Raw genomic sequence first — 18514 nt, forward strand, 5'->3', positions numbered from 1 at the left:
GTGGTGAGCCGGCTTAGAACCGGAAGTGCGAGAAGGCCTTGTTGGCCTCGGCCATGCGATGCACCTCGTCGCGACGCTTAACGGCGCCGCCCCGGCCTTCTGCGGCCTCAAGGAGTTCACCGGCCAGGCGCAGGTTCATGGATTTCTCGCCACGCTTCTTGGCGGCCTCGCGCAGCCAGCGCATGGCCAGGGCGGAGCGACGGGCTGGGCGAACTTCAACGGGCACCTGATAGTTGGCACCGCCCACGCGACGGCTTTTGACTTCCACCATGGGCTTGGCGTTGGTAAGGGCCTGCTGGAAGATTTCGATGGGGTTCTTCTTGGCCACCCGCTCGATGTGATCGAAGGCGCCATAGACGATGCGCTCTGCAACAGCCTTTTTGCCGTGGAGCATCACCACATTCATGAACTTGGAGACTTCTTCGCTGCCGAACTTTGGATCGGCCAGAATGATGCGCTTGGGCACCTCGCGACGACGGGGCATGTTCTTTCCTTTATTGGTTCAGTTGGGTTTGACCCAGCCCGCTTGGCCAATCGCTTGGCCGCAGACCCTTACTCCACCGCGCACCATTGCACGGTGGTCTTGGTACGACTTAAGACTTCTTCGGGCGCTTCGCGCCGTATTTCGAGCGCGACTGCTTCCGATCCTTCACGCCCTGCAGGTCGAGTGACCCGCGAACGATGTGATAACGAACACCTGGGAGGTCTTTGACACGACCACCACGGATCAGGACCACGGAGTGCTCCTGGAGGTTGTGGCCTTCACCACCGATGTAACTAATGACTTCAAAGCCATTGGTGAGGCGAACCTTGGCCACCTTTCGCAGCGCCGAGTTCGGCTTCTTCGGGGTCGTGGTGTAGACCCGCGTGCAGACGCCGCGGCGCTGGGGGGATGACTCCAGCGCAGGGCTCTTGCTCTTGATAGTCTCGCTGGTGCGCGGCTTGCGCACCAGCTGGTTGATCGTGGGCATTTCAGCTTCCTTGGGTTAATTCTGATGAAATCTGGGAAAAGCCCACGATTTTTGGGCTTTTCCCATTGGCTGTCAAGCGGATTCCCCTGCGTCGGTTTCTGTGGCGGCGTTTTCAGATGCGTCGTCGCCACCCGAGAACAGGGCCTCGGCCTCAATGGCTGCCTGCTCGGCCAAGGTTTTGGCCTCGGCCGCCTCCGCAGTCTCCCGCTCCTTGCGGGCGCGGTGGTAAGCCAGGCCCGTTCCGGCTGGGATCAGTCGGCCGACAATCACGTTCTCCTTGAGGCCACGCAGGTCGTCTTGCTTGCCCATGATGGCCGCCTCGGTCAGCACCCGGGTGGTCTCCTGGAAGGAGGCCGCCGAGATGAAGGAGTCGGTCGAGAGTGAGGCCTTGGTGATGCCCAGCAGGAGGTTGTCGTGCATGGCGGCGCGGCCACCGTCGGCCACCACACGGTCGTTCTCCTCGAGCAGCTCGGAGCGCTCCACCTGCTCACCCGGAATGAATCGAGTGTTGCCCGGGTCGGAGATCTGCACGCGGCGCAGCATCTGGCGAACAATCACCTCGATGTGCTTGTCGTTGATCTTCACACCCTGGAGTCGGTAGACGTCCTGGACCTCATCAACGATGTAGCGCGACAGGGCCTCGATGCCCAAGAGGCGAAGGATGTCCTGCGGATCGGCCGGGCCGTCCACAATCATCTCGCCCTTGTTCACGATCTGACCATCGTGGACCAGCACGCTCTTTTCCTTCGGGATCAGGAACTCCTGGGCCACGCCGTCCATGTCGGTGATGACCAGACGCTGTTTGCCCTTGGTGTCCTTTCCGAAGGAGACGGTGCCCGTGACCTCGGCCAGCATGCCAGCATCCTTGGGTGAACGGGCCTCGAAGAGCTCGGCCACACGGGGCAGACCGCCGGTGATGTCGCGGGTCTTTTGGGATTCCTGCGGAATTCGCGCAAGCACCTCGCCCACAGCGACCTCCTGGCCATCGCGCACGGTGATCAGTGCACCCACCGGGAAGCTGATGTTCACCGCATGGTCGGTGCCCGCGATCTTCACCTCGTCGCCGCCTGCGATCAGCTTGACCTGGGGGCGAACGCCCTTGCTGGCTGCGCTGCGGCGCTTGGCATCGATGACCACGAGGGTCGACAGGCCAGTGACGTCGTCGATCTGCTTGGCCACTGTGACGCCCTCTTCCACATTCTCGAAGCGAATCTGGCCGGCGTACTCGGTGATGATGGGACGGGTGAGCGGATCCCAGGTGGCCAGAATGGCACCGGCCTTCACCGCATGGCCATCGACCATGGACAGCGTGGCGCCATAAGGAACCTTGTGACGCTCACGCTCACGGCCGTTGTCGTCGACGATCAAGACCTCACCCGAGCGAGAGATGACGACGGGCTCTTTCTTGGCGTTGGTGATGTAGCGCATCGTGGGGGTGAATCGGATCACGCCGTTGGACTTGGCCTCAATGCTCGACTGGGCTGCTGTTCGCGAGGCTGCACCACCGATGTGGAAGGTGCGCATGGTCAGCTGCGTGCCGGGCTCGCCAATCGACTGGGCTGCAATGACACCGACGGCCTCGCCCACGTTGACCAGGTTGCCGCGGCCAAGGTCGCGGCCATAGCACTTGGCGCACAGGCCAAACCGCGTGCCGCAGGTCAGCGGGGTGCGCACGCGCACCTCGTCCACGCCCAGGCGCTCGATCGCATCGACGGCATCCTCGTCGAGCAGGGCACCCTCCTCGATGAGGGTCTCTTGGGTTTCCGGGTTCACGACCTCGCTGGCGGTCACGCGGCCCAGGATGCGATCGCGCAGGGCCTCGATGACCTCACCACCCTCGACCAAGGCCTTCATGGTGATGCCGTTGTCGGTGCCACAGTCATCCTCAATGACCACGAGGTCTTGGGTCACATCGACCAGTCGACGGGTCAGGTAGCCAGAGTTGGCGGTCTTGAGCGCCGTGTCGGCCAGACCCTTTCGGGCGCCGTGGGTGGAGATGAAGTACTGCAGCACATTGAGGCCCTCACGGAAGTTCGCCGTGATGGGGGTCTCGATGATGGAGCCGTCGGGCTTGGCCATGAGGCCTCGCATGCCCGCGAGCTGCCGAATCTGGGCTGCCGAACCACGGGCACCCGAGTCGGCCATCATGTAGATGGAGTTGAAGGACTCTTGGCGAACGTCGTGGCCTTTGCGGTCTTTGACGACCTCGCCGGCGAGCTGGTCCATCATGGCCTTGCCCACCTGGTCGCCTGCACGGCCCCAGATGTCCACGACCTTGTTGTAGCGCTCGCCCGATGTCACCAGGCCCGAGGCGTACTGCTGCTCGATCTCTTTGACCTCGGTCTCGGCCTTGGCAAGGATGTCGACCTTTTGCGCCGGCACGAGCATGTCATCCACACAGATGGAGATGCCAGCACGGGTGGCCAGTGCAAAGCCAGACTGCAGAAGCTTGTCGGCCAGGATCACGGTGGCGCGCAGGCCACAGCGGCGGAAGGAGGCGTTGATGAGCCGTGAGATCTCTTTCTTCTTAAGGGCCTTGTTCATGTTCGTGAAGGCCAGGCCGGCGGGAAGAATCTTGGAGAGCAGTGCGCGGCCCACGGTGGTCTCGTAGCGCACCAGTTTGGTGGTGGACTCACCGCTCGCCCGGTCGATCTCGGTCTCTTCAATTCGCACTGTGATCTTGGTGCCGAGCTCCACCTCTTTCGAGGCGTAGGCACGCTCCACTTCCGAGACATTGGCCAGGAACATGCCCTCGCCACGGCCGTTGACCTTCTCACGGGTGGCGTAATAAAGGCCCAGCACGATGTCCTGCGACGGAACGATGGATGGCTCGCCGTTGGAGGGGAAGAGCACGTTGTTGGAGGCCAGCATCAGGGTGCGGGCTTCCATCTGGGCCTCGAGCGACAGTGGCACGTGAACGGCCATCTGGTCGCCGTCGAAGTCTGCGTTGAAGGCGGCACAGACCAGGGGGTGCAGCTGAATGGCCTTGCCCTCGATGAGCACCGGCTCAAAGGCCTGGATGCCCAAACGGTGGAGGGTCGGGGCACGGTTGAGCATGACGGGATGCTCGCGAATGACTTCCTCAAGGATGTCCCAGACCTCGGGCACCTGCTGCTCCACGAGCTTCTTGGCCGCCTTGATGGTGGTGGCCATGCCACGCAGCTCGAGCTTGTTAAAGATGAAGGGCTTGAAGAGTTCGAGCGCCATCAGCTTGGGCAGGCCGCACTGGTGCAGCTTGAGCGTGGGGCCCACCACAATGACCGAGCGGCCCGAGTAGTCGACCCGCTTGCCCAGCAGGTTCTGACGGAAGCGACCGCCCTTGCCCTTGATCATGTCGGCGAGCGACTTCAGGGCACGCTTGTTGGCACCCGTCATGGCCTTGCCACGGCGACCATTGTCGAGCAGGGAATCGACAGACTCCTGCAGCATGCGCTTCTCGTTGCGCACGATGATCTCAGGCGCGCGCAGCTCGAGCAGGCGCTTCAAGCGGTTGTTTCGGTTGATGACACGACGGTAGAGGTCGTTGAGGTCGGAGGTGGCGAAACGGCCACCGTCGAGCGGCACCAGGGGGCGCAGTTCGGGAGGCAGCACAGGCAGCACCTGCATGACCATCCAGTCGGGCTTGACGCCCGACTTGTGAAAGCCCTCCAAGACCTTGAGCCGCTTGGCGATCTTCTTGATCTTGGCGTCGGAGGAGGTCTCGGCGAGGTCCTTGCGGAGCTGCTCAATTTCGCGCTCGAGGTCGATGGACGACAGCAGGGCGGCCACGCCTTCGGCACCCATCTGGGCCACGAATTCGCCGTCGCCATACTGCTCGACCTTGGCGAGGTAGTCGTCCTCGGACATGATCTGACCGCGCTTGAGCGGGGTCATGCCGGGCTCCACCACCACATAGGCCTCGAAGTACAGAACCCGCTCAATGTCACGCAGGGTCATGTCGAGCACCATGCCGAGGCGGCTGGGCAGAGACTTCAGGAACCAGATGTGGGCCACGGGGCTGGCCAGCTCAATGTGGCCCATGCGCTCACGGCGCACCTTGGCCAGCGTGACCTCCACACCGCACTTCTCACAAATGACACCGCGGTGCTTCAGGCGCTTGTACTTGCCGCACAGGCACTCGTAGTCTTTGACGGGGCCAAAGATCTTGGCGCAGAACAGGCCATCACGCTCGGGCTTGAAGGTCCGGTAGTTGATGGTCTCTGGCTTCTTGACCTCACCAAAAGACCAGGAACGGATCTTGTCGGGAGAGGCAAGGCCGATGCGAATGGCATCGAATTGCTGATCCTGCTGAACCTGCTTGAATAGATCGAGTAGCGCTTTCATATTCTCAGTTCCTTTGTGATCAGTGGCGTTCGAGATCGATGTCAATGCCCAACGAGCGGATCTCTTTGACCAGCACGTTGAACGATTCCGGCATGCCAGCGTCGATCACGTGGTCGCCCTTGACGATGTTCTCGTAGACACGGGTTCGGCCAGCAACGTCGTCTGACTTGACGGTGAGCATTTCCTGCAGGGTGTAGGCCGCACCATAGGCCTCGAGTGCCCAGACCTCCATCTCGCCGAAACGCTGGCCGCCGAACTGGGCCTTGCCGCCCAAGGGCTGCTGCGTGACCAGCGAGTACGGGCCGGTGGAGCGGGCATGCATCTTGTCGTCCACCAGGTGGTGCAGCTTCAGCATGTGCATGTAGCCCACGGTGGTGGTGCGGTCGAAGCCGTCGCCGGTGCGACCGTCATAGAGCTGAACCTGGGTGCGGGTGACGGTGAGGCCCACCTTGGCGGCCACATCATCGGGATAGGCGAGCTGCAGCATCTGCCGAATCTCGTCTTCCTTGGCGCCGTCGAACACCGGGGTGGCAAAGGGCACGCCATCCTGGAGGTTCTGTGCAAGCTCGACCACCTCGACATCCTTGAGGCCAGCGATGTCTTCGGGCTTGCCCGTGGCGTTGTAGACGCTCTCGAGGGCCTTGCGAAGCTCGGACACCTTGGCCTGACGCTCGAGCATCTCACCGATGCGCTGGCCAAGGCCCTTGGCGGCCCAGCCCAGGTGGGTCTCGAGAATCTGGCCCACGTTCATCCGTGAGGGCACGCCCAAGGGGTTGAGCACGATGTCGACTGGGCGGCCATCGGCCATGTAGGGCATGTCCTCCACGGGAACAATCCGCGAGACCACACCCTTGTTGCCATGGCGGCCGGCCATCTTGTCGCCCGGCTGCAGACGACGCTTGACGGCCAGGTAGACCTTGACCATCTTGAGCACGCCCGGGGGGAGTTCATCGCCCTGGGTGAGCTTGCGGTGTTTCTCTTGATAGGCGAGGTCGAACTGGTGGCGCTTTTGCTCGAGCGACTCCTTGAGGCCCTCGAGCTGCTGGGCCGCCGTCTCATCCGAGAGTCGAATGTCGAACCAGTGGTAGCGGTCGAGGTCGGCGAGGTAATCGGCCGTGATGGGCGATCCCTTGGCGAGCTTCTTGGGGCCGCCATTGGCAGGCTGGCCGAGCAGAAGCTTTTCGATCCGCTGGAAGGCGTCGGTCTCAACGATGCGAAGCTGGTCGTTGAGGTCTTTGCGATAACGGCCAAGCTCTTCATCGATGATCTGCTGGGCCCGCTTGTCGCGCTGAATGCCCTCACGGGTGAAGACCTGCACGTCGATGACGGTGCCGCTCATGCCCGAGGGCACGCGCAGGGACGTGTCCTTCACGTCCGAGGCCTTCTCACCAAAGATGGCGCGAAGCAGTTTCTCTTCTGGGGTCAGCTGGGTCTCGCCCTTGGGGGTGACCTTGCCCACGAGCACGTCGCCGGCCTGCACCTCTGCACCGATGTAGACCACGCCCGACTCATCGAGCCGGCCGAGCTGGCCTTCGGAGAGGTTGGAGATGTCTCGTGTGATTTCCTCCGGCCCGAGCTTGGTGTCGCGCGAGAAGACCGAGAGCTCCTCGATGTGGATCGAGGTGTAGCGGTCTTCGGCCACCACACGCTCAGAAATGAGGATGGAGTCTTCGAAGTTATAGCCGTTCCAGGGCATGAAGGCGACCAGCATGTTCTGGCCCAGGGCGAGTTCGCCCAGGTCGGTGGAGGCGCCATCGGCCACCACATCGCCACGCACCACGACATCACCCTTGGTGACCACGGGACGCTGGTTGATGTTGGTGTTCTGGTTGGAGCGGGTGTACTTGATCAGGTTGTAGATGTCGACACCCGACTCGCCTGCACGTGTCTCGGCATCATTCACCCGAATCACGATGCGGCGTGAGTCGACATAGTCGACCACACCGCCACGGCGGGCCTGCACCACGGTGCCGGAGTCGACGGCGCAGGTGCGCTCAATGCCGGTGCCCACCAGTGGCTTCTGGGGCCGCAGGCAGGGAACGGCCTGGCGCTGCATGTTCGATCCCATCAGGGCGCGGTTGGCATCATCGTGCTCGAGGAAGGGAATGAGCGACGCTGCCACCGAGACAATCTGCGAAGGCGCCACGTCCATGTATTCCACACGGTCGGGGCCCGACAGGGTGGTCTCGCCATTGACACGCACCGACACGAGGTCCTCGAGCAGGCGGCCCTTGCCATCCATTTCGGCATTGGCCTGGGCAATCACATAACGGCCTTCTTCAATGGCCGAGAGGTACTCGATCTGGTCTGTCACCACGGCATTGACCACCTTGCGATACGGCGTCTCAAGGAAGCCATACTCATTGAGGCGGGCATACAGGGCCAGTGAGTTGATCAGGCCGATGTTCGGGCCTTCTGGCGTCTCGATGGGGCAGACACGGCCATAGTGAGTGGGGTGCACGTCGCGCACCTCAAAGCCGGCGCGCTCCCGGGTCAGGCCACCAGGACCGAGTGCGGACACGCGGCGCTTGTGGGTGATCTCAGAGAGCGGATTGGTCTGGTCCATGAACTGCGAGAGCTGGGAGGACCCAAAGAACTCGCGAATGGCCGCTGAGATGGGCTTGGAGTTGATGAGGTCGTGAGGCATGAGGTTGTCGGCCTCGGCCTGGCCCAGACGCTCCTTGACTGCACGCTCCACCCGCACCAGGCCGGAGCGGAACTGGTTCTCTGCAAGCTCACCCACACACCGCACGCGGCGGTTGCCGAGGTGATCGATGTCATCGATCTCACCGCGACCGTTGCGCAGCTCCACAAGCACCTTGATGGTGTCGAGGATGTCCTCGTTGGAGAGGGTCATCGCGCCGAGCACCTCTTCACGGCCCAGGCGGCGGTTGAACTTCATGCGGCCGACCTTGGAGAGGTCGTAGGAATCCTCACTGAAGAAGAGCCGGTTAAAGAGTGCCTCGACAGCATCTTCCGTGGGCGGCTCGCCCGGACGCATCATGCGATAGATGGCCACCCGAGCCGAGAGTTGGTCGGGTGTCTCATCGAGCCGCAGGGTCGAGGAAATATAGGGGCCATGGTCGAGGTCGTTGACGTAGAGGGCCGAGAACTCGCGCACCTTGGCGTCGCGCATCTTGGCAAGCAGTTCCTCAGTAATCTCATCGTTGGCCTTGGCCATCAGTTCGCCCGTCTCTGGGTCGATGAGGTTGGTGGCCACCACACGGCCCAGAAGGTAGTCGTCCGGCACGGAGATGCGCTTTAAGCCCGCCTTCTCAATGTCGCGGATGTGCTTGGCGTTGATGCGCTTGTCTTTGGGAACGACAACATTGCCGTCCTTGTCGACGATGTCAAAGCGCGCCTGCTCGCCCTTGAGCCGCTCGGCCACGAGTTCCATCTGGGCGCCCTGGGGCATCAGCTGGAAGTGGTCGAAGGCAAAGAAATGCGCCAGGATCTGCTCGGGCGTGAGGCCCAGGGCCTTCATCAGGATGGTGACGGGCATCTTGCGACGACGGTCGACTCGGAAATAGAGAATGTCCTTGGGGTCGAACTCGAAGTCGAGCCAGGAGCCACGGTAAGGGATGATTCGGGCCGAGAAGAGCAGCTTGCCCGAGCTGTGGGTCTTGCCCCGGTCGTGCTCGAAGAATGCGCCCGGCGAGCGGTGCAGTTGACTCACGATGACACGCTCGGTGCCGTTGATCACGAAAGAGCCGGTGTCGGTGACCAGGGGCATCTCGCCCATGTAGACCTCTTGCTCCTTGACCTCTTTGATCGTAGGCTTGGCCGCCTCGCGGTCGAGGATGACGAGCCGCACGCGCGCGCGCAGTGGCGCTGCAAAGGTCAGGCCTCGCTGCTGGCATTCCTTCATGTCGAAGGGGGGCATGCCGAGCTGATAATGCACGAACTCGAGCCGTGCCATGCCGTTGTGGCTGGAGATCGGGAAGATGGACTGAAAGGCCGCCTGGAGGCCAGACTCGTCTCGAGCATCCGGGGCCCTGTCGGCCTGGAGGAAGTCTCGATAAGACTGAAGCTGGGTCTCGAGCAGATAAGGAACCTCCAACACCGGTGGGCGTTTTGCAAAGCTCTTGCGGAGGCGTTTCTTTTCAGTAAAGTTGTAGGCCATTCGGGTCCTCGGGGTCTGAAAAAGAAGGGACTGACTTGACGATGTGGGCCTTCCATTGAAAGCCGCCATTGCGAAGACAGCCCCACCGGGCCAACGGCCCGGGGCGGCTGAATAAACGACTACTTGACTTCGACCTTCGCGCCGGCTTCCTCGAGCTGCTTCTTGAGGGCGTCGGCATCGGCCTTGGAGACACCTTCTTTGACGGCCTTGGGTGCACCGTCCACGAGGTCTTTGGCTTCCTTCAGGCCCAGGCCAGTGGCAGCACGCACCACCTTGATGACCTCAACCTTTTTGTCGCCAGCGGCCGCAAGCATCACGGTGAACTCGGTCTGCTCTTCAGCAGCCGCGCCACCCGCGGCTGCGCCGCCGCCAGCAGGCGCTGCAACAGCCACAGCCGTGGCTGCGGCGGACACGCCGAACTTGTCTTCCATCATTTTGATGAGCTCGGAGAGCTCCAGAACACTCATCGAACCAACTGCATTCAGGACATCTTCTTTGGTCATTGCCATGTTTAAAACTCCAAATAAAGGTTCAAAAGGTCGTGGTTGTTAGGCGCCAGCCTGCTCGCGCTGATCCCGAACAGCAGCGAGGGCCCGCACAAACTTCGTGGGCACCTCGTTGAGGGTCTGCACAAACTTGACGGTGGGCGCCTGCATGGTGCCGAGCAGCTTGGCCAAAAGTTCTTCGCGCGAGGGCAATGCGGCCAAGGCCTTGATTGCATTTGCGTCGACAGTGCTGTTGGGCAGCGCACCCGCTTTAATGACCAGCCGATCGTTGGCCTTGGAGAAGTCCTGAAGGACTTTCGCCACAGCAACGGGGTCTTGCGAGACACCGTAGATCAGCGGACCAACCATTTGGTCGGACAGCTTCTCGAACGGGGTTCCCGCAACGGCACGGCGCACCAACGTGTTCTTGAGAACGCGCAGGTAGACGCCCGACTGCCGGGCCTTGCGGCGGAGCTCGGTCATGCTGGCAACATCCAGACCACGGTACTCCGCAACCACAATTGCTTGCGCTGTTGCCACCTGGGCAGTGACGTCGGCAATCATGGCTGCCTTTGCTTCGCGGTTTAATGCCACGGTTTGCTCCTACAAAAGCCTCGCAGGCCAATGGCCCTTGAGGCGGTTGAAACCGGCGACCTTCGAACCTTCCGGCGCGGCCCATAAGGGCCTTGCCTTGTGTCTTCCGGGACCGCCATCTGCGTTGGGCTCAGTTCAACCTGAAATTAAGCGATGCCCCAACGGTCTTTGACAACCTGTTGGCCCCGCGCAGCACTGCCGCAAGGCCAACAGCCCAAAGTCTTCTATGCAGCCTGCTGCCCCAGCAGCGACTGCGTTTCCACTCGAATGCCGGGACCCATGGTCGTGGAGACGGCCACCTTGCGAAGGTAGACGCCCTTGGACGACGAGGGCTTGGCGCGGTTGAGGGCATCAATGAGCGCCACAAGATTGCTCTTTAATGCGCCAACCTCGAACGAGGCCTGACCGATCGTGCAATGGATGATGCCGGCCTTGTCGGTGCGGTACTGCACCTGGCCTGCCTTGGCATTCTTCACGGCCGTGGCCACATCCGGGGTGACCGTGCCCACCTTGGGGTTCGGCATGAGCCCGCGGGGGCCAAGGATCTGACCGAGTTGGCCCACCAGGCGCATGGCATCTGGCGAGGCAATCACGATGTCGAAGTTCATCTGGCCGGCCTTGATCTGCTCGGCGAGGTCTTCCATGCCAACGATGTCGGCACCTGCGGCCTTGGCCTGGTCGGCCTTCTCGCCCTGGGCGAACACGGCCACACGGGCGGTCTTGCCGGTGCCGGCGGGCAGCACCAGGGAGCCCCGCACGAGCTGGTCTGATTTCTTGGCATCGATGCCGAGCTGAACCGCCACATCGACGGACTCGGTGAACTTGGCCGTGGCGCAGGATTTGGCCAGGGCCAGGGCCTCATCGGCGGTGTATGTCTTGGTGCGGTCGACCTGGGACCGAACCGCTGAAATGCGTTTGGAGAGTTTGGCCATGATTAGAGTCCCTCTACCGTGATGCCCATGCTGCGGGCGCTTCCAGCGATGGTCTTGACCGCCGCATCGAGGTCGGCGGCCGTGAGATCGGGCTGCTTGGTTTTTGCGATGTCTTCGCACTGGGCGCGGGTGATCGAGCCGACCTTGTCGGTGTGGGGCTTGGCAGAGCCCTTGTCGATCTTTGCGGCCTTCTTAATGAGGATGGACGCCGGTGGCGTCTTCATCACGAAGGTGAATGTCTTGTCTGCGAAGGCTGTGATCACGCATGGAATGGGGAGGCCCGGCTCCATGCCTTGGGTCTGGGCATTGAATGCCTTGCAGAACTCCATGATGTTCAGACCGCGCTGGCCCAGGGCTGGGCCAATGGGTGGCGACGGATTCGCCTTGCCTGCAGGAACCTGCAGCTTGATGTAACCAATGATCTTCTTTGCCATGACGGCTCCTATTGCGAGTACATGCGCGGGGCCCTACTTCTCAGCCCTGCTCCTCAAAAACCGGCCGATGCTTCCGGCCGGGCCACTGCTAGAGTTTCTCGACCTGACCAAACTCCAGTTCCACTGGTGTCGAACGACCGAAGATCGTGACCGACACCCGCAGACGATTCTTTTCGTAGTTCACTTCCTCGACGTTGCCGTTGAAGTCGGTGAACGGGCCTTCCTTGACGCGGACCACCTCGCCCACCTCGAAGAGCACCTTGGGCCGAGGCTTCTCAACCCCCTCTTGCATCTGGGCCATGATCTTGTCGACCTCGGCCTGTGAGATGGGGGTGGGCTTGCTTGCGGTGCCACCCACAAAGCCGGTGACCTTGTTGGTGTTCTTCACCAAATGCCAGGTCTGCTCATTCATGTCCATTTCCACCAGCACGTAGCCTGGAAAGAAACGACGCTCCGAGAGGGCCTTCTGGCCGCCACGAATCTCGACCACCTCTTCGGTGGGCACCAGAATCTGGCCGAATTGATCCTGCATGCCTGCACGGTCAATTCTTTCTTGGATGGCTCGGGCCACGCTCTTCTCCATGCCTGAAAAGGCATGTACGACGTACCAACGTTTGGTCATGGTCACTTCCATCCCAACAACAAATCGTAGAGCACCCATTCCAGCGACTTGTCGGTCAGCCAGAGAAAGAGCGCCATCACAAACACAAATACGAAAACGATGCCGGTGGTCTGGAGCGTCTCCTTGCGGCTGGGCCAATGAACCCGCCGCGCCTCAGCCTGGGCCTCACGGGCAAAGCCCATGAACACGCGGCCAGACGGGCTGGCCAGGCCAAGCACCAGTGCCACCACAATGCCCGCCACCATAGAGCCCAGGGCTGCCAGTGCAGAGGAATCACCCTGCGTGTGGTAGCCCACCACCCCTGCAATGAAGGCAAGCACAGACCCCGCCAACATGAGTTTGTTGGACAGGCTGCTGGTGGAGACGTCGGTGACGGTGCTCATGGCGCGAGGTTGTCTGGGATCGGAGGGTTGGCAGGGGCAGAGGGAATCGAACCCCCAACCTTCGGTTTTGGAGACCGACGCTCTGCCAGTTGAGCTATGCCCCTAGGCTCCGATAGACCAGACAAATCCTTTTACTCGATCACTTTGGCGACGACGCCTGCGCCGACGGTACGGCCGCCCTCGCGGATGGCAAAGCGCAGGCCCTGCTCCATGGCAATCGGAGCAATCAGGGTGACCACCATCTTCACATTGTCACCAGGCATCACCATCTCCGTGCCCTCAGGCAACACCACCGAGCCCGTGACATCGGTCGTGCGGAAGTAAAACTGCGGACGGTAGTTGTTAAAGAAAGGCGTGTGACGACCACCCTCGTCCTTCGAGAGCACATACACCTCACATTCAAACTTGGTGTGCGGCGTGATCGAACCGGGCTTGGCCAGCACCTGACCACGCTCGACCTCCTCACGCTTGGTGCCACGCAGCAAAACGCCCACGTTGTCACCCGCCTGACCCTGGTCGAGCAGCTTGCGGAACATCTCCACGCCCGTACAGGTCGTCTTGACCGTGGCCTTGATGCCCACGATCTCAATCTCTTCACCCACCTTCACCACACCACGCTCCACACGGCCCGTGACCACCGTGCCGCGGCCCGAGATCGAGAAGACATCCTCAATGGGCATCAGGAAGGCGCCATCAATGGCGCGCTCAGGCGTGGGAATGTAGGAGTCCAGGGCCTCGGCCAGCTTGAGAATCGCCCCCTCACCAAGCTCGCCCTTGTCGCCCTCGAGCGCAAGCTTTGCAGAGCCCTTGATGATCGGCGTGTCATCGCCAGGGAAGTCGTACTTCGAGAGCAGCTCGCGAACTTCCATCTCCACGAGCTCGAGCAACTCCGCATCGTCGACCATGTCGCACTTGTTCAAAAACACAATGATGTAAGGCACGCCCACCTGGCGGGCCAACAAAATGTGCTCACGCGTCTGGGGCATCGGACCATCGGCGGCCGAACACACCAAAATGGCACCGTCCATCTGCGCCGCACCCGTGATCATGTTCTTCACATAGTCGGCATGGCCCGGGCAGTCCACGTGCGCATAGTGACGATTGGCCGTCTCATACTCCACATGCGCCGTGTTGATCGTGATCCCACGAGCCTTCTCCTCCGGCGCCGCATCAATCTGGTCATAGCCCTTGGCCTCACCACCAAACTTAGACGACAACACCGTCGTGATCGCAGCCGTCAACGTCGTCTTCCCATGGTCCACGTGACCAATCGTCCCTACGTTCACATGCGGCTTGGTCCGCTCAAACTTGCCCTTGGCCATCTCTGACTCCTAGTCATTAACTGGTTGTTGAACATCAACTCATAAACTGTGGTGCCCATGACGCGGATCGAACGCGTGACCTCTCCCTTACCAAGGGAGTGCTCTACCACTGAGCCACATGGGCCAAACCTACAAAAACAGCAAATCTTGGAGCGGGTGAAGGGAATCGAACCCTCGTCGTAAGCTTGGAAGGCTTCTGCTCTACCATTGAGCTACACCCGCACGCCCCAATGGTGGAGGAGGTTGGATTCGAACCAACGTAGGCGTGCGCCAACAGATTTACAGTCTGCCCCCTTTAGCCACTCGGGCACCCCTCCACGACGAACCCGTAACTATCCATCTTTCAGGTGAGACTGTCAAATAAGGCCTGGGGCTAGAAGACGCTCCGGATGGCCAGAAAATCAAGGGCCCGGCCGCCGGGCTCGCTGTACAAAATGCGCACTGGGAAGTGGCGGTCGGCCGGGTCCAGCCAGAGGTCAATTTGACCCATTCGCCGGGTCTGAAAAGGATCGCTCGTCACCCGAAGTGCGGTCACCAGAATGCCCCCGGGCAGCACCAAGTCCTCCGGGTCGCCCACCTGAAAGGCCACGGTGCGAAGTTCTTTGTGGGTGGCCAAGGGAATCTCGAATCGTTGGCCGGGCTCAAGCCCTCTGGGTTGCGACTCGCCAATCCAGGCCAGTTGAAAGGCCACGCTCAGGCGGTCTTGCAGGCCTTGCGGCGCAGGGATCACCGGCGCATCGGCGGCCAATTGCGCGGTGTTCGCGGTCGGGTCGAATCGGCTCTCGGCGGGCGGGCGGCGGGGCGTGTTCTGTTTGAACCGGGTGGGCACCAGGCCATCGGGCCCGAGTCGGCCCGCGCTCATGAGTTCCACCGGCTCGGACACAAAGACAGACAGCCAGCCAATCGCCTTGGCTGTGAGCGTGAGTGTGTACTCGCCTGGGTTCGGATATTCCAGGCGAATTTCGCCCCGACCGAGGGGTTGGCCATCGAGTGCGTGCACACCCCAATAGGCCTCCACGGCCAGCACACCCGGCTTGGGCATCTCGGCAGCCCGTGGCCTGGGGATCGGTGACGATTCGGTGGTCGATGGGGCTGGATCGGGCTGCGGTGGGCTTGGCCCGATGGGGCTGGACTCGGCCGCAGGCGGCGAAAAGGGAGGCACGGCCTTGGTCTGCGGCGAGGGCTGCACCGGTGGCGGCGGCAAGACCCACGACACCTCCACGGGCGAGGGCTCTTGGCTGGGCAGCAGACGAATCCAGCCCACCAAGGTGTCTGAAAGCCATGCCAGCACGAGCACATGCAGCAGCAGCACCGCCGCCAGGCTGGTCCAGAAAATACGCGTCGTTCTCACGAATTTCACCTTACACTCGTTGCATGCAAAACCCGAGTGATCCCTTTGCCTTCCTGAGCGCTTGGCCCGGATTTTCCTCGGGTGGCCTGGGCCAGATGCCCTCAGCGGCCATGCCCACCATGGACATCGACGAGCTCGACAAGCGCATCGCGGACCTGAAGGCCGTGGATCAATGGCTCAGCCTGAACCTGCAACTTCTGAAAACAACCATCCAGGGCATGGAGGTGCAGCGGGGCACCCTGGCCCAGTTAAAGGCCATGCAGTCGTCCATGCAGGGCCCGGCCGAGGATGCTGGCCACCAGGCCGGCGCCCTGTGGGCCAACTTACAGAGTCAGTTCAATCAGATGGTGGCTGCAGCCCAGGCCGGCGCGGGCAACGATTCCAAGGCCAACACCACCGCGGCCAAGCCCGCGAAAGCAACAAAGAACGGCGCAGGCAAGACCAGCTCGGGCGAGCCCAGCCGGGCCAAGAAAGCGTCGTCTAGTCGCGCGAGCGGTTCCGCCAAGACCCCACGGCCTCGGTCAGGTCCGACAGGTTCGTCACCACCTTGACGCCATCGGGGATGCGCCGCTGACGCAGGGCCTGCGAGCGGCCACCCGCCCAGATGTCGATGCCCAACGGCAGTTTGGTTCTCAGTTCGGTGAGGCCTTGAATCACCATGGTGGGATTGGCCACAGACGAGAATGACAAGGCCACCACGTCAATCTCTTGGGCCTTGGCCGCCAGGGCGATGTCCCAAATCGGGGTCTGCACGCCAAGCGACACACATCGGCAGCCTTCGAGTGCGAGCAGTGCCTCGACCATCAGAATGCCCATGCCGTGAGACTCGCCTGGGAAGGTGGTGAGCAGCACCTTGGGCTGGGAGGCCGGGTGCGGGATGGTGCTGATGGCACTGCGCAGCACCACTTGCATGCTTTCGGTAAAGAGGTGTTCTTCGTAGATCTCGAGTTGGCCTCGCGCCCAGGCATCGCCGACTTGGTCGATCAGGGGTGCCACCACCTCGGTCACAAATCGGGCCAGACCATGGCGCAGCACGCGCTGGCCAAGTTGGCGGCGCAACTCTTCCACGTGGTGCGCACGCACGAGTTGCATGAAGAGGTCGAGGTCAGCCATCTGATCTTGCGTGGGCGGCGGAAAGCCCGACGGGATCTGTTCAGAGAGGCTTCGCAGCACGTCATCTGAAAGGCCTATGATCTTGCCTGGCCGATGGCCTGCATCGAGCAGCCGACGCAGCAGCCGAAGTCGGTCGACTTGATCAAGTGTGTAGATCCGCTCACCAAACGGATCGCGTTGTGGAATTGGAAAGCCGTACCGACGTTCCCAAACGCGCAGGGTGTCTTTGGAAAGCCCCGTGTCGCGCTCGACTGCCGCAATGCTCAAATAAATCGGTGACTGGACGGCTTGGTCCATGTTGTTGCCCCCGAAAAACCTTACTTGTCGTAGACAAGTGTTTGACTTAATACTTCCCCCGCCCATAGTATAGGGCTTCACTTTTGGCTTGGCTAGGACAATTTTTTGCGAACATCCGTCAATCGATCCGGGGCATCCTTTGCAGCATTTCACCGTCGCCCGGCCCACATGCAAGTGTTGGCGGCCGGCTTGGTGCTGGCTGGGCTTGTGCTTGCGCAGTCGGCCTGGGCGGCCTGCGCGCCGCTCCTTAACAAGACCTTCCCGCGCCTACAAGACGACGCGCCCCAGAACCTCTGCCAGTATCAAGGGCAGGTGCTGTTGGTGGTGAATACGGCAAGCTACTGCGGGTTTACCCAGCAGTACGAGGGGCTCGAGGCCTTGCAACGCCAGTACGGTGCAAAAGGATTTACGGTGCTCGGATTCCCATCGAACGACTTCGGCAATCAAGAGCCAGGCACCAACCAGCAGATCGCCGAGTTCTGCACCAACACCTTCTCGGTGAAATTTCCAATGTTTGCCAAGACCAGCGTGAAGGGTCCGTCCGCCAACCCTTTGTTCAAGGAGTTGACCCGACAGTCGGATGCGCCGGGCTGGAACTTCCACAAATATCTAATAGACAAAGAGGGCCGTCTGGTTCGCAGCTATGCAAGCCAAGTCGCCCCAAACAGCCAACGACTCAAGTCCGATATCGAGGGCCTGATCGCAAAGGCACCCACCCCCTCCACCGCTGCCACGCGAAAGGCGACCCCATGAACGCACCCGAAAAATTCCAGTCCTGCAACCTGCCCGATGTGCAGTCTTCCCGGGACACGCGTCGGCTCGCCATTCAGCAGGTGGGCATCAAGGATTTCAAGCACCCGGTGATGGTGCAGACGGCCAACGGGCCGCAGCCCTCGGTGGCCACCATTGAAATGACCGTGGCCCTGCCCGCCGAAGAGAAGGGCACGCACATGTCGCGGTTCATCGAGGTCTTCCAGAACCATGAAGAGGCACTGGACTTCGCAAGCCTGAACCACTTGATGGATAAGATGCTCGAGCGCCTCGATGCCCAAGAGGGCGCCATGCACGTGGCCATGCCCTACTTTGTGCGCAAAACAGCACCCGTCTCGGCCGTGGCCTCCATGATGGACTACGAGATCAAGTGGTCAACCCAGGTCAAGGCAGGCCAGCGCGTCACCACGCTCACCGTGGTCGTGCCGGTCACAAGCCTGTGCCCCTGCTCCAAGAACATCTCCGACTACGGTGCTCACAACCAGCGCTCGCACGTCACCATCGCAGCCGAACTCGGCGCGAGCATGTCGGTCGAATCGCTCATTGGTGTGGCCGAAAAGGCCGCCAGCTGTGAGCTCTGGGGCCTGCTCAAGCGTCCGGACGAGAAGTACGTCACCGAGCGGGCCTACGACAACCCCAAATTCGTGGAAGACCTCGTAAGGGACGTGGCCATGGCCTTGGTGGCCGACGACCGCATTGCCGCCTTCACCGTGGAATCCGAAAACTTCGAGTCGATTCACAACCACTCGGCCTACGCCCGCATCGAGCACCGCGCCGCTGCCCAGGCCTGACA

The 18514-nt window shown here is 61.6% G+C and carries 16 protein-coding genes and 4 tRNA genes; 3 read left to right on the plus strand and 17 right to left on the minus strand.

All coding sequences use genetic code 11. The features are described from left to right. Positions 1-13: 13 nt before the first annotated feature. The 16 genes from rpsG to AC8GDA_RS09220 all read right to left on the minus strand — a co-directional run bounded on the left by rpsG (position 14) and on the right by AC8GDA_RS09220 (position 15540). A complete protein-coding gene (gene rpsG / locus AC8GDA_RS09145; protein ID WP_506556220.1) occupies positions 14-484 on the minus strand; it encodes a 30S ribosomal protein S7 in 471 nt (156 codons plus the stop codon). Positions 485-593: 109 nt separating this feature from the next. Then, on the minus strand, positions 594-971 hold the full coding sequence (gene rpsL, locus AC8GDA_RS09150; protein WP_506556221.1) for a 30S ribosomal protein S12: 378 nt from the start codon (positions 969-971) through the stop codon (positions 594-596). Positions 972-1043: 72 nt separating this feature from the next. Beyond that, positions 1044-5294, minus strand: coding sequence for a DNA-directed RNA polymerase subunit beta' (gene rpoC / locus AC8GDA_RS09155; RefSeq protein WP_506556222.1), 4251 nt, complete (start codon positions 5292-5294; stop codon positions 1044-1046). A gap of 19 nt (positions 5295-5313) precedes the next feature. Continuing rightward, positions 5314-9417 carry a DNA-directed RNA polymerase subunit beta gene (gene rpoB / locus AC8GDA_RS09160; RefSeq protein WP_506556223.1) on the minus strand — a complete coding sequence of 1368 codons (4104 nt, stop codon included), beginning with the start codon at positions 9415-9417 and terminating at the stop codon, positions 5314-5316. A 119-nt stretch (positions 9418-9536) separates the two neighbouring features. Beyond that, entirely contained in the window at positions 9537-9926 is a 390-nt protein-coding gene (gene rplL, locus AC8GDA_RS09165) for a 50S ribosomal protein L7/L12 (RefSeq protein WP_506556224.1), read from the minus strand. A 39-nt stretch (positions 9927-9965) separates the two neighbouring features. Next, positions 9966-10496: a 50S ribosomal protein L10 gene (gene rplJ, locus AC8GDA_RS09170; protein WP_506556225.1), complete on the minus strand. Its 531-nt coding sequence runs from the start codon at positions 10494-10496 to the stop codon at positions 9966-9968. Between the two features lie 224 nt (positions 10497-10720). Beyond that, positions 10721-11428: a 50S ribosomal protein L1 gene (gene rplA / locus AC8GDA_RS09175; protein ID WP_506556226.1), complete on the minus strand. Its 708-nt coding sequence runs from the start codon at positions 11426-11428 to the stop codon at positions 10721-10723. Positions 11429-11430: 2 nt separating this feature from the next. Beyond that, positions 11431-11862 (minus strand): 50S ribosomal protein L11, encoded by a 432-nt coding sequence (gene rplK, locus AC8GDA_RS09180; protein WP_506556227.1) that lies wholly within the window; start codon positions 11860-11862, stop codon positions 11431-11433. Between the two features lie 88 nt (positions 11863-11950). Then, on the minus strand, positions 11951-12484 hold the full coding sequence (gene nusG / locus AC8GDA_RS09185; RefSeq protein WP_506556228.1) for a transcription termination/antitermination protein NusG: 534 nt from the start codon (positions 12482-12484) through the stop codon (positions 11951-11953). Between the two features lie 2 nt (positions 12485-12486). Then, positions 12487-12867: a preprotein translocase subunit SecE gene (gene secE / locus AC8GDA_RS09190; protein ID WP_506556229.1), complete on the minus strand. Its 381-nt coding sequence runs from the start codon at positions 12865-12867 to the stop codon at positions 12487-12489. Between the two features lie 28 nt (positions 12868-12895). After that, positions 12896-12971 (minus strand) — tRNA-Trp (locus AC8GDA_RS09195). A gap of 27 nt (positions 12972-12998) precedes the next feature. Further along, positions 12999-14189 (minus strand): elongation factor Tu, encoded by a 1191-nt coding sequence (gene tuf / locus AC8GDA_RS09200; RefSeq protein ID WP_506556218.1) that lies wholly within the window; start codon positions 14187-14189, stop codon positions 12999-13001. A 49-nt stretch (positions 14190-14238) separates the two neighbouring features. Then, a tRNA-Thr gene (locus tag AC8GDA_RS09205) sits at positions 14239-14313 on the minus strand. Between the two features lie 24 nt (positions 14314-14337). Next, positions 14338-14411: transfer RNA gene (locus AC8GDA_RS09210), tRNA-Gly, on the minus strand. 9 nt (positions 14412-14420) lie between these two features. Next, positions 14421-14506, minus strand: a tRNA-Tyr gene (locus AC8GDA_RS09215). A 56-nt stretch (positions 14507-14562) separates the two neighbouring features. Beyond that, entirely contained in the window at positions 14563-15540 is a 978-nt protein-coding gene (locus AC8GDA_RS09220) for a DUF3108 domain-containing protein (RefSeq protein ID WP_506556230.1), read from the minus strand. Between the two features lie 23 nt (positions 15541-15563). Between AC8GDA_RS09220 and AC8GDA_RS09225 the strand changes: the two genes are divergently transcribed. Further along, positions 15564-16091: a PhaM family polyhydroxyalkanoate granule multifunctional regulatory protein gene (locus tag AC8GDA_RS09225; RefSeq protein ID WP_506556231.1), complete on the plus strand. Its 528-nt coding sequence runs from the start codon at positions 15564-15566 to the stop codon at positions 16089-16091. On the opposite strand, the gene AC8GDA_RS09230 is transcribed toward AC8GDA_RS09225, so the two are convergent. Then, on the minus strand, positions 16021-16950 hold the full coding sequence (locus tag AC8GDA_RS09230; RefSeq protein WP_506556232.1) for a MerR family transcriptional regulator: 930 nt from the start codon (positions 16948-16950) through the stop codon (positions 16021-16023). The genes AC8GDA_RS09225 and AC8GDA_RS09230 overlap by 71 nt on opposite strands. Before the next feature lie 168 nt (positions 16951-17118). Between AC8GDA_RS09230 and AC8GDA_RS09235 the strand changes: the two genes are divergently transcribed. Both AC8GDA_RS09235 and folE2 read left to right on the plus strand, forming a co-directional pair. Next, on the plus strand, positions 17119-17703 hold the full coding sequence (locus AC8GDA_RS09235) for a glutathione peroxidase (protein WP_506557233.1): 585 nt from the start codon (positions 17119-17121) through the stop codon (positions 17701-17703). Then, positions 17700-18512: a GTP cyclohydrolase FolE2 gene (folE2, locus tag AC8GDA_RS09240; protein ID WP_506556233.1), complete on the plus strand. Its 813-nt coding sequence runs from the start codon at positions 17700-17702 to the stop codon at positions 18510-18512. Before AC8GDA_RS09235 ends, folE2 begins: the two co-directional genes overlap by 4 nt. Positions 18513-18514 lie beyond the last annotated feature (2 nt).

The organism is Hahnella aquatica (SeqCode), from assembly GCF_965194505.1.
Classification (GTDB): Bacteria; Pseudomonadota; Gammaproteobacteria; order Burkholderiales; family Burkholderiaceae_A; genus Hahnella; species Hahnella aquatica.

What these genes read in the sequence shown, in the direction of transcription:
- rplA (WP_506556226.1), bottom strand. Translation starts at nt 11,428, where the DNA reads ATGGCCAAACTCTCCAAACGCATTTCAGCGGTTCGGTCCCAGGTCGAC.
- rpsL (WP_506556221.1), bottom strand. Translation starts at nt 971, where the DNA reads ATGCCCACGATCAACCAGCTGGTGCGCAAGCCGCGCACCAGCGAGACT.
- secE (WP_506556229.1), bottom strand. Translation starts at nt 12,867, where the DNA reads ATGAGCACCGTCACCGACGTCTCCACCAGCAGCCTGTCCAACAAACTC.
- rpoC (WP_506556222.1), bottom strand. Translation starts at nt 5,294, where the DNA reads ATGAAAGCGCTACTCGATCTATTCAAGCAGGTTCAGCAGGATCAGCAA.
- tuf (WP_506556218.1), bottom strand. Translation starts at nt 14,189, where the DNA reads ATGGCCAAGGGCAAGTTTGAGCGGACCAAGCCGCATGTGAACGTAGGG.
- AC8GDA_RS09225 (WP_506556231.1), top strand. Translation starts at nt 15,564, where the DNA reads ATGCAAAACCCGAGTGATCCCTTTGCCTTCCTGAGCGCTTGGCCCGGA.
- rpoB (WP_506556223.1), bottom strand. Translation starts at nt 9,417, where the DNA reads ATGGCCTACAACTTTACTGAAAAGAAACGCCTCCGCAAGAGCTTTGCA.
- rplK (WP_506556227.1), bottom strand. Translation starts at nt 11,862, where the DNA reads ATGGCAAAGAAGATCATTGGTTACATCAAGCTGCAGGTTCCTGCAGGC.
- AC8GDA_RS09230 (WP_506556232.1), bottom strand. Translation starts at nt 16,950, where the DNA reads ATGGACCAAGCCGTCCAGTCACCGATTTATTTGAGCATTGCGGCAGTC.
- AC8GDA_RS09235 (WP_506557233.1), top strand. Translation starts at nt 17,119, where the DNA reads ATGCAAGTGTTGGCGGCCGGCTTGGTGCTGGCTGGGCTTGTGCTTGCG.
- nusG (WP_506556228.1), bottom strand. Translation starts at nt 12,484, where the DNA reads ATGACCAAACGTTGGTACGTCGTACATGCCTTTTCAGGCATGGAGAAG.
- rpsG (WP_506556220.1), bottom strand. Translation starts at nt 484, where the DNA reads ATGCCCCGTCGTCGCGAGGTGCCCAAGCGCATCATTCTGGCCGATCCA.
- folE2 (WP_506556233.1), top strand. Translation starts at nt 17,700, where the DNA reads ATGAACGCACCCGAAAAATTCCAGTCCTGCAACCTGCCCGATGTGCAG.
- rplL (WP_506556224.1), bottom strand. Translation starts at nt 9,926, where the DNA reads ATGGCAATGACCAAAGAAGATGTCCTGAATGCAGTTGGTTCGATGAGT.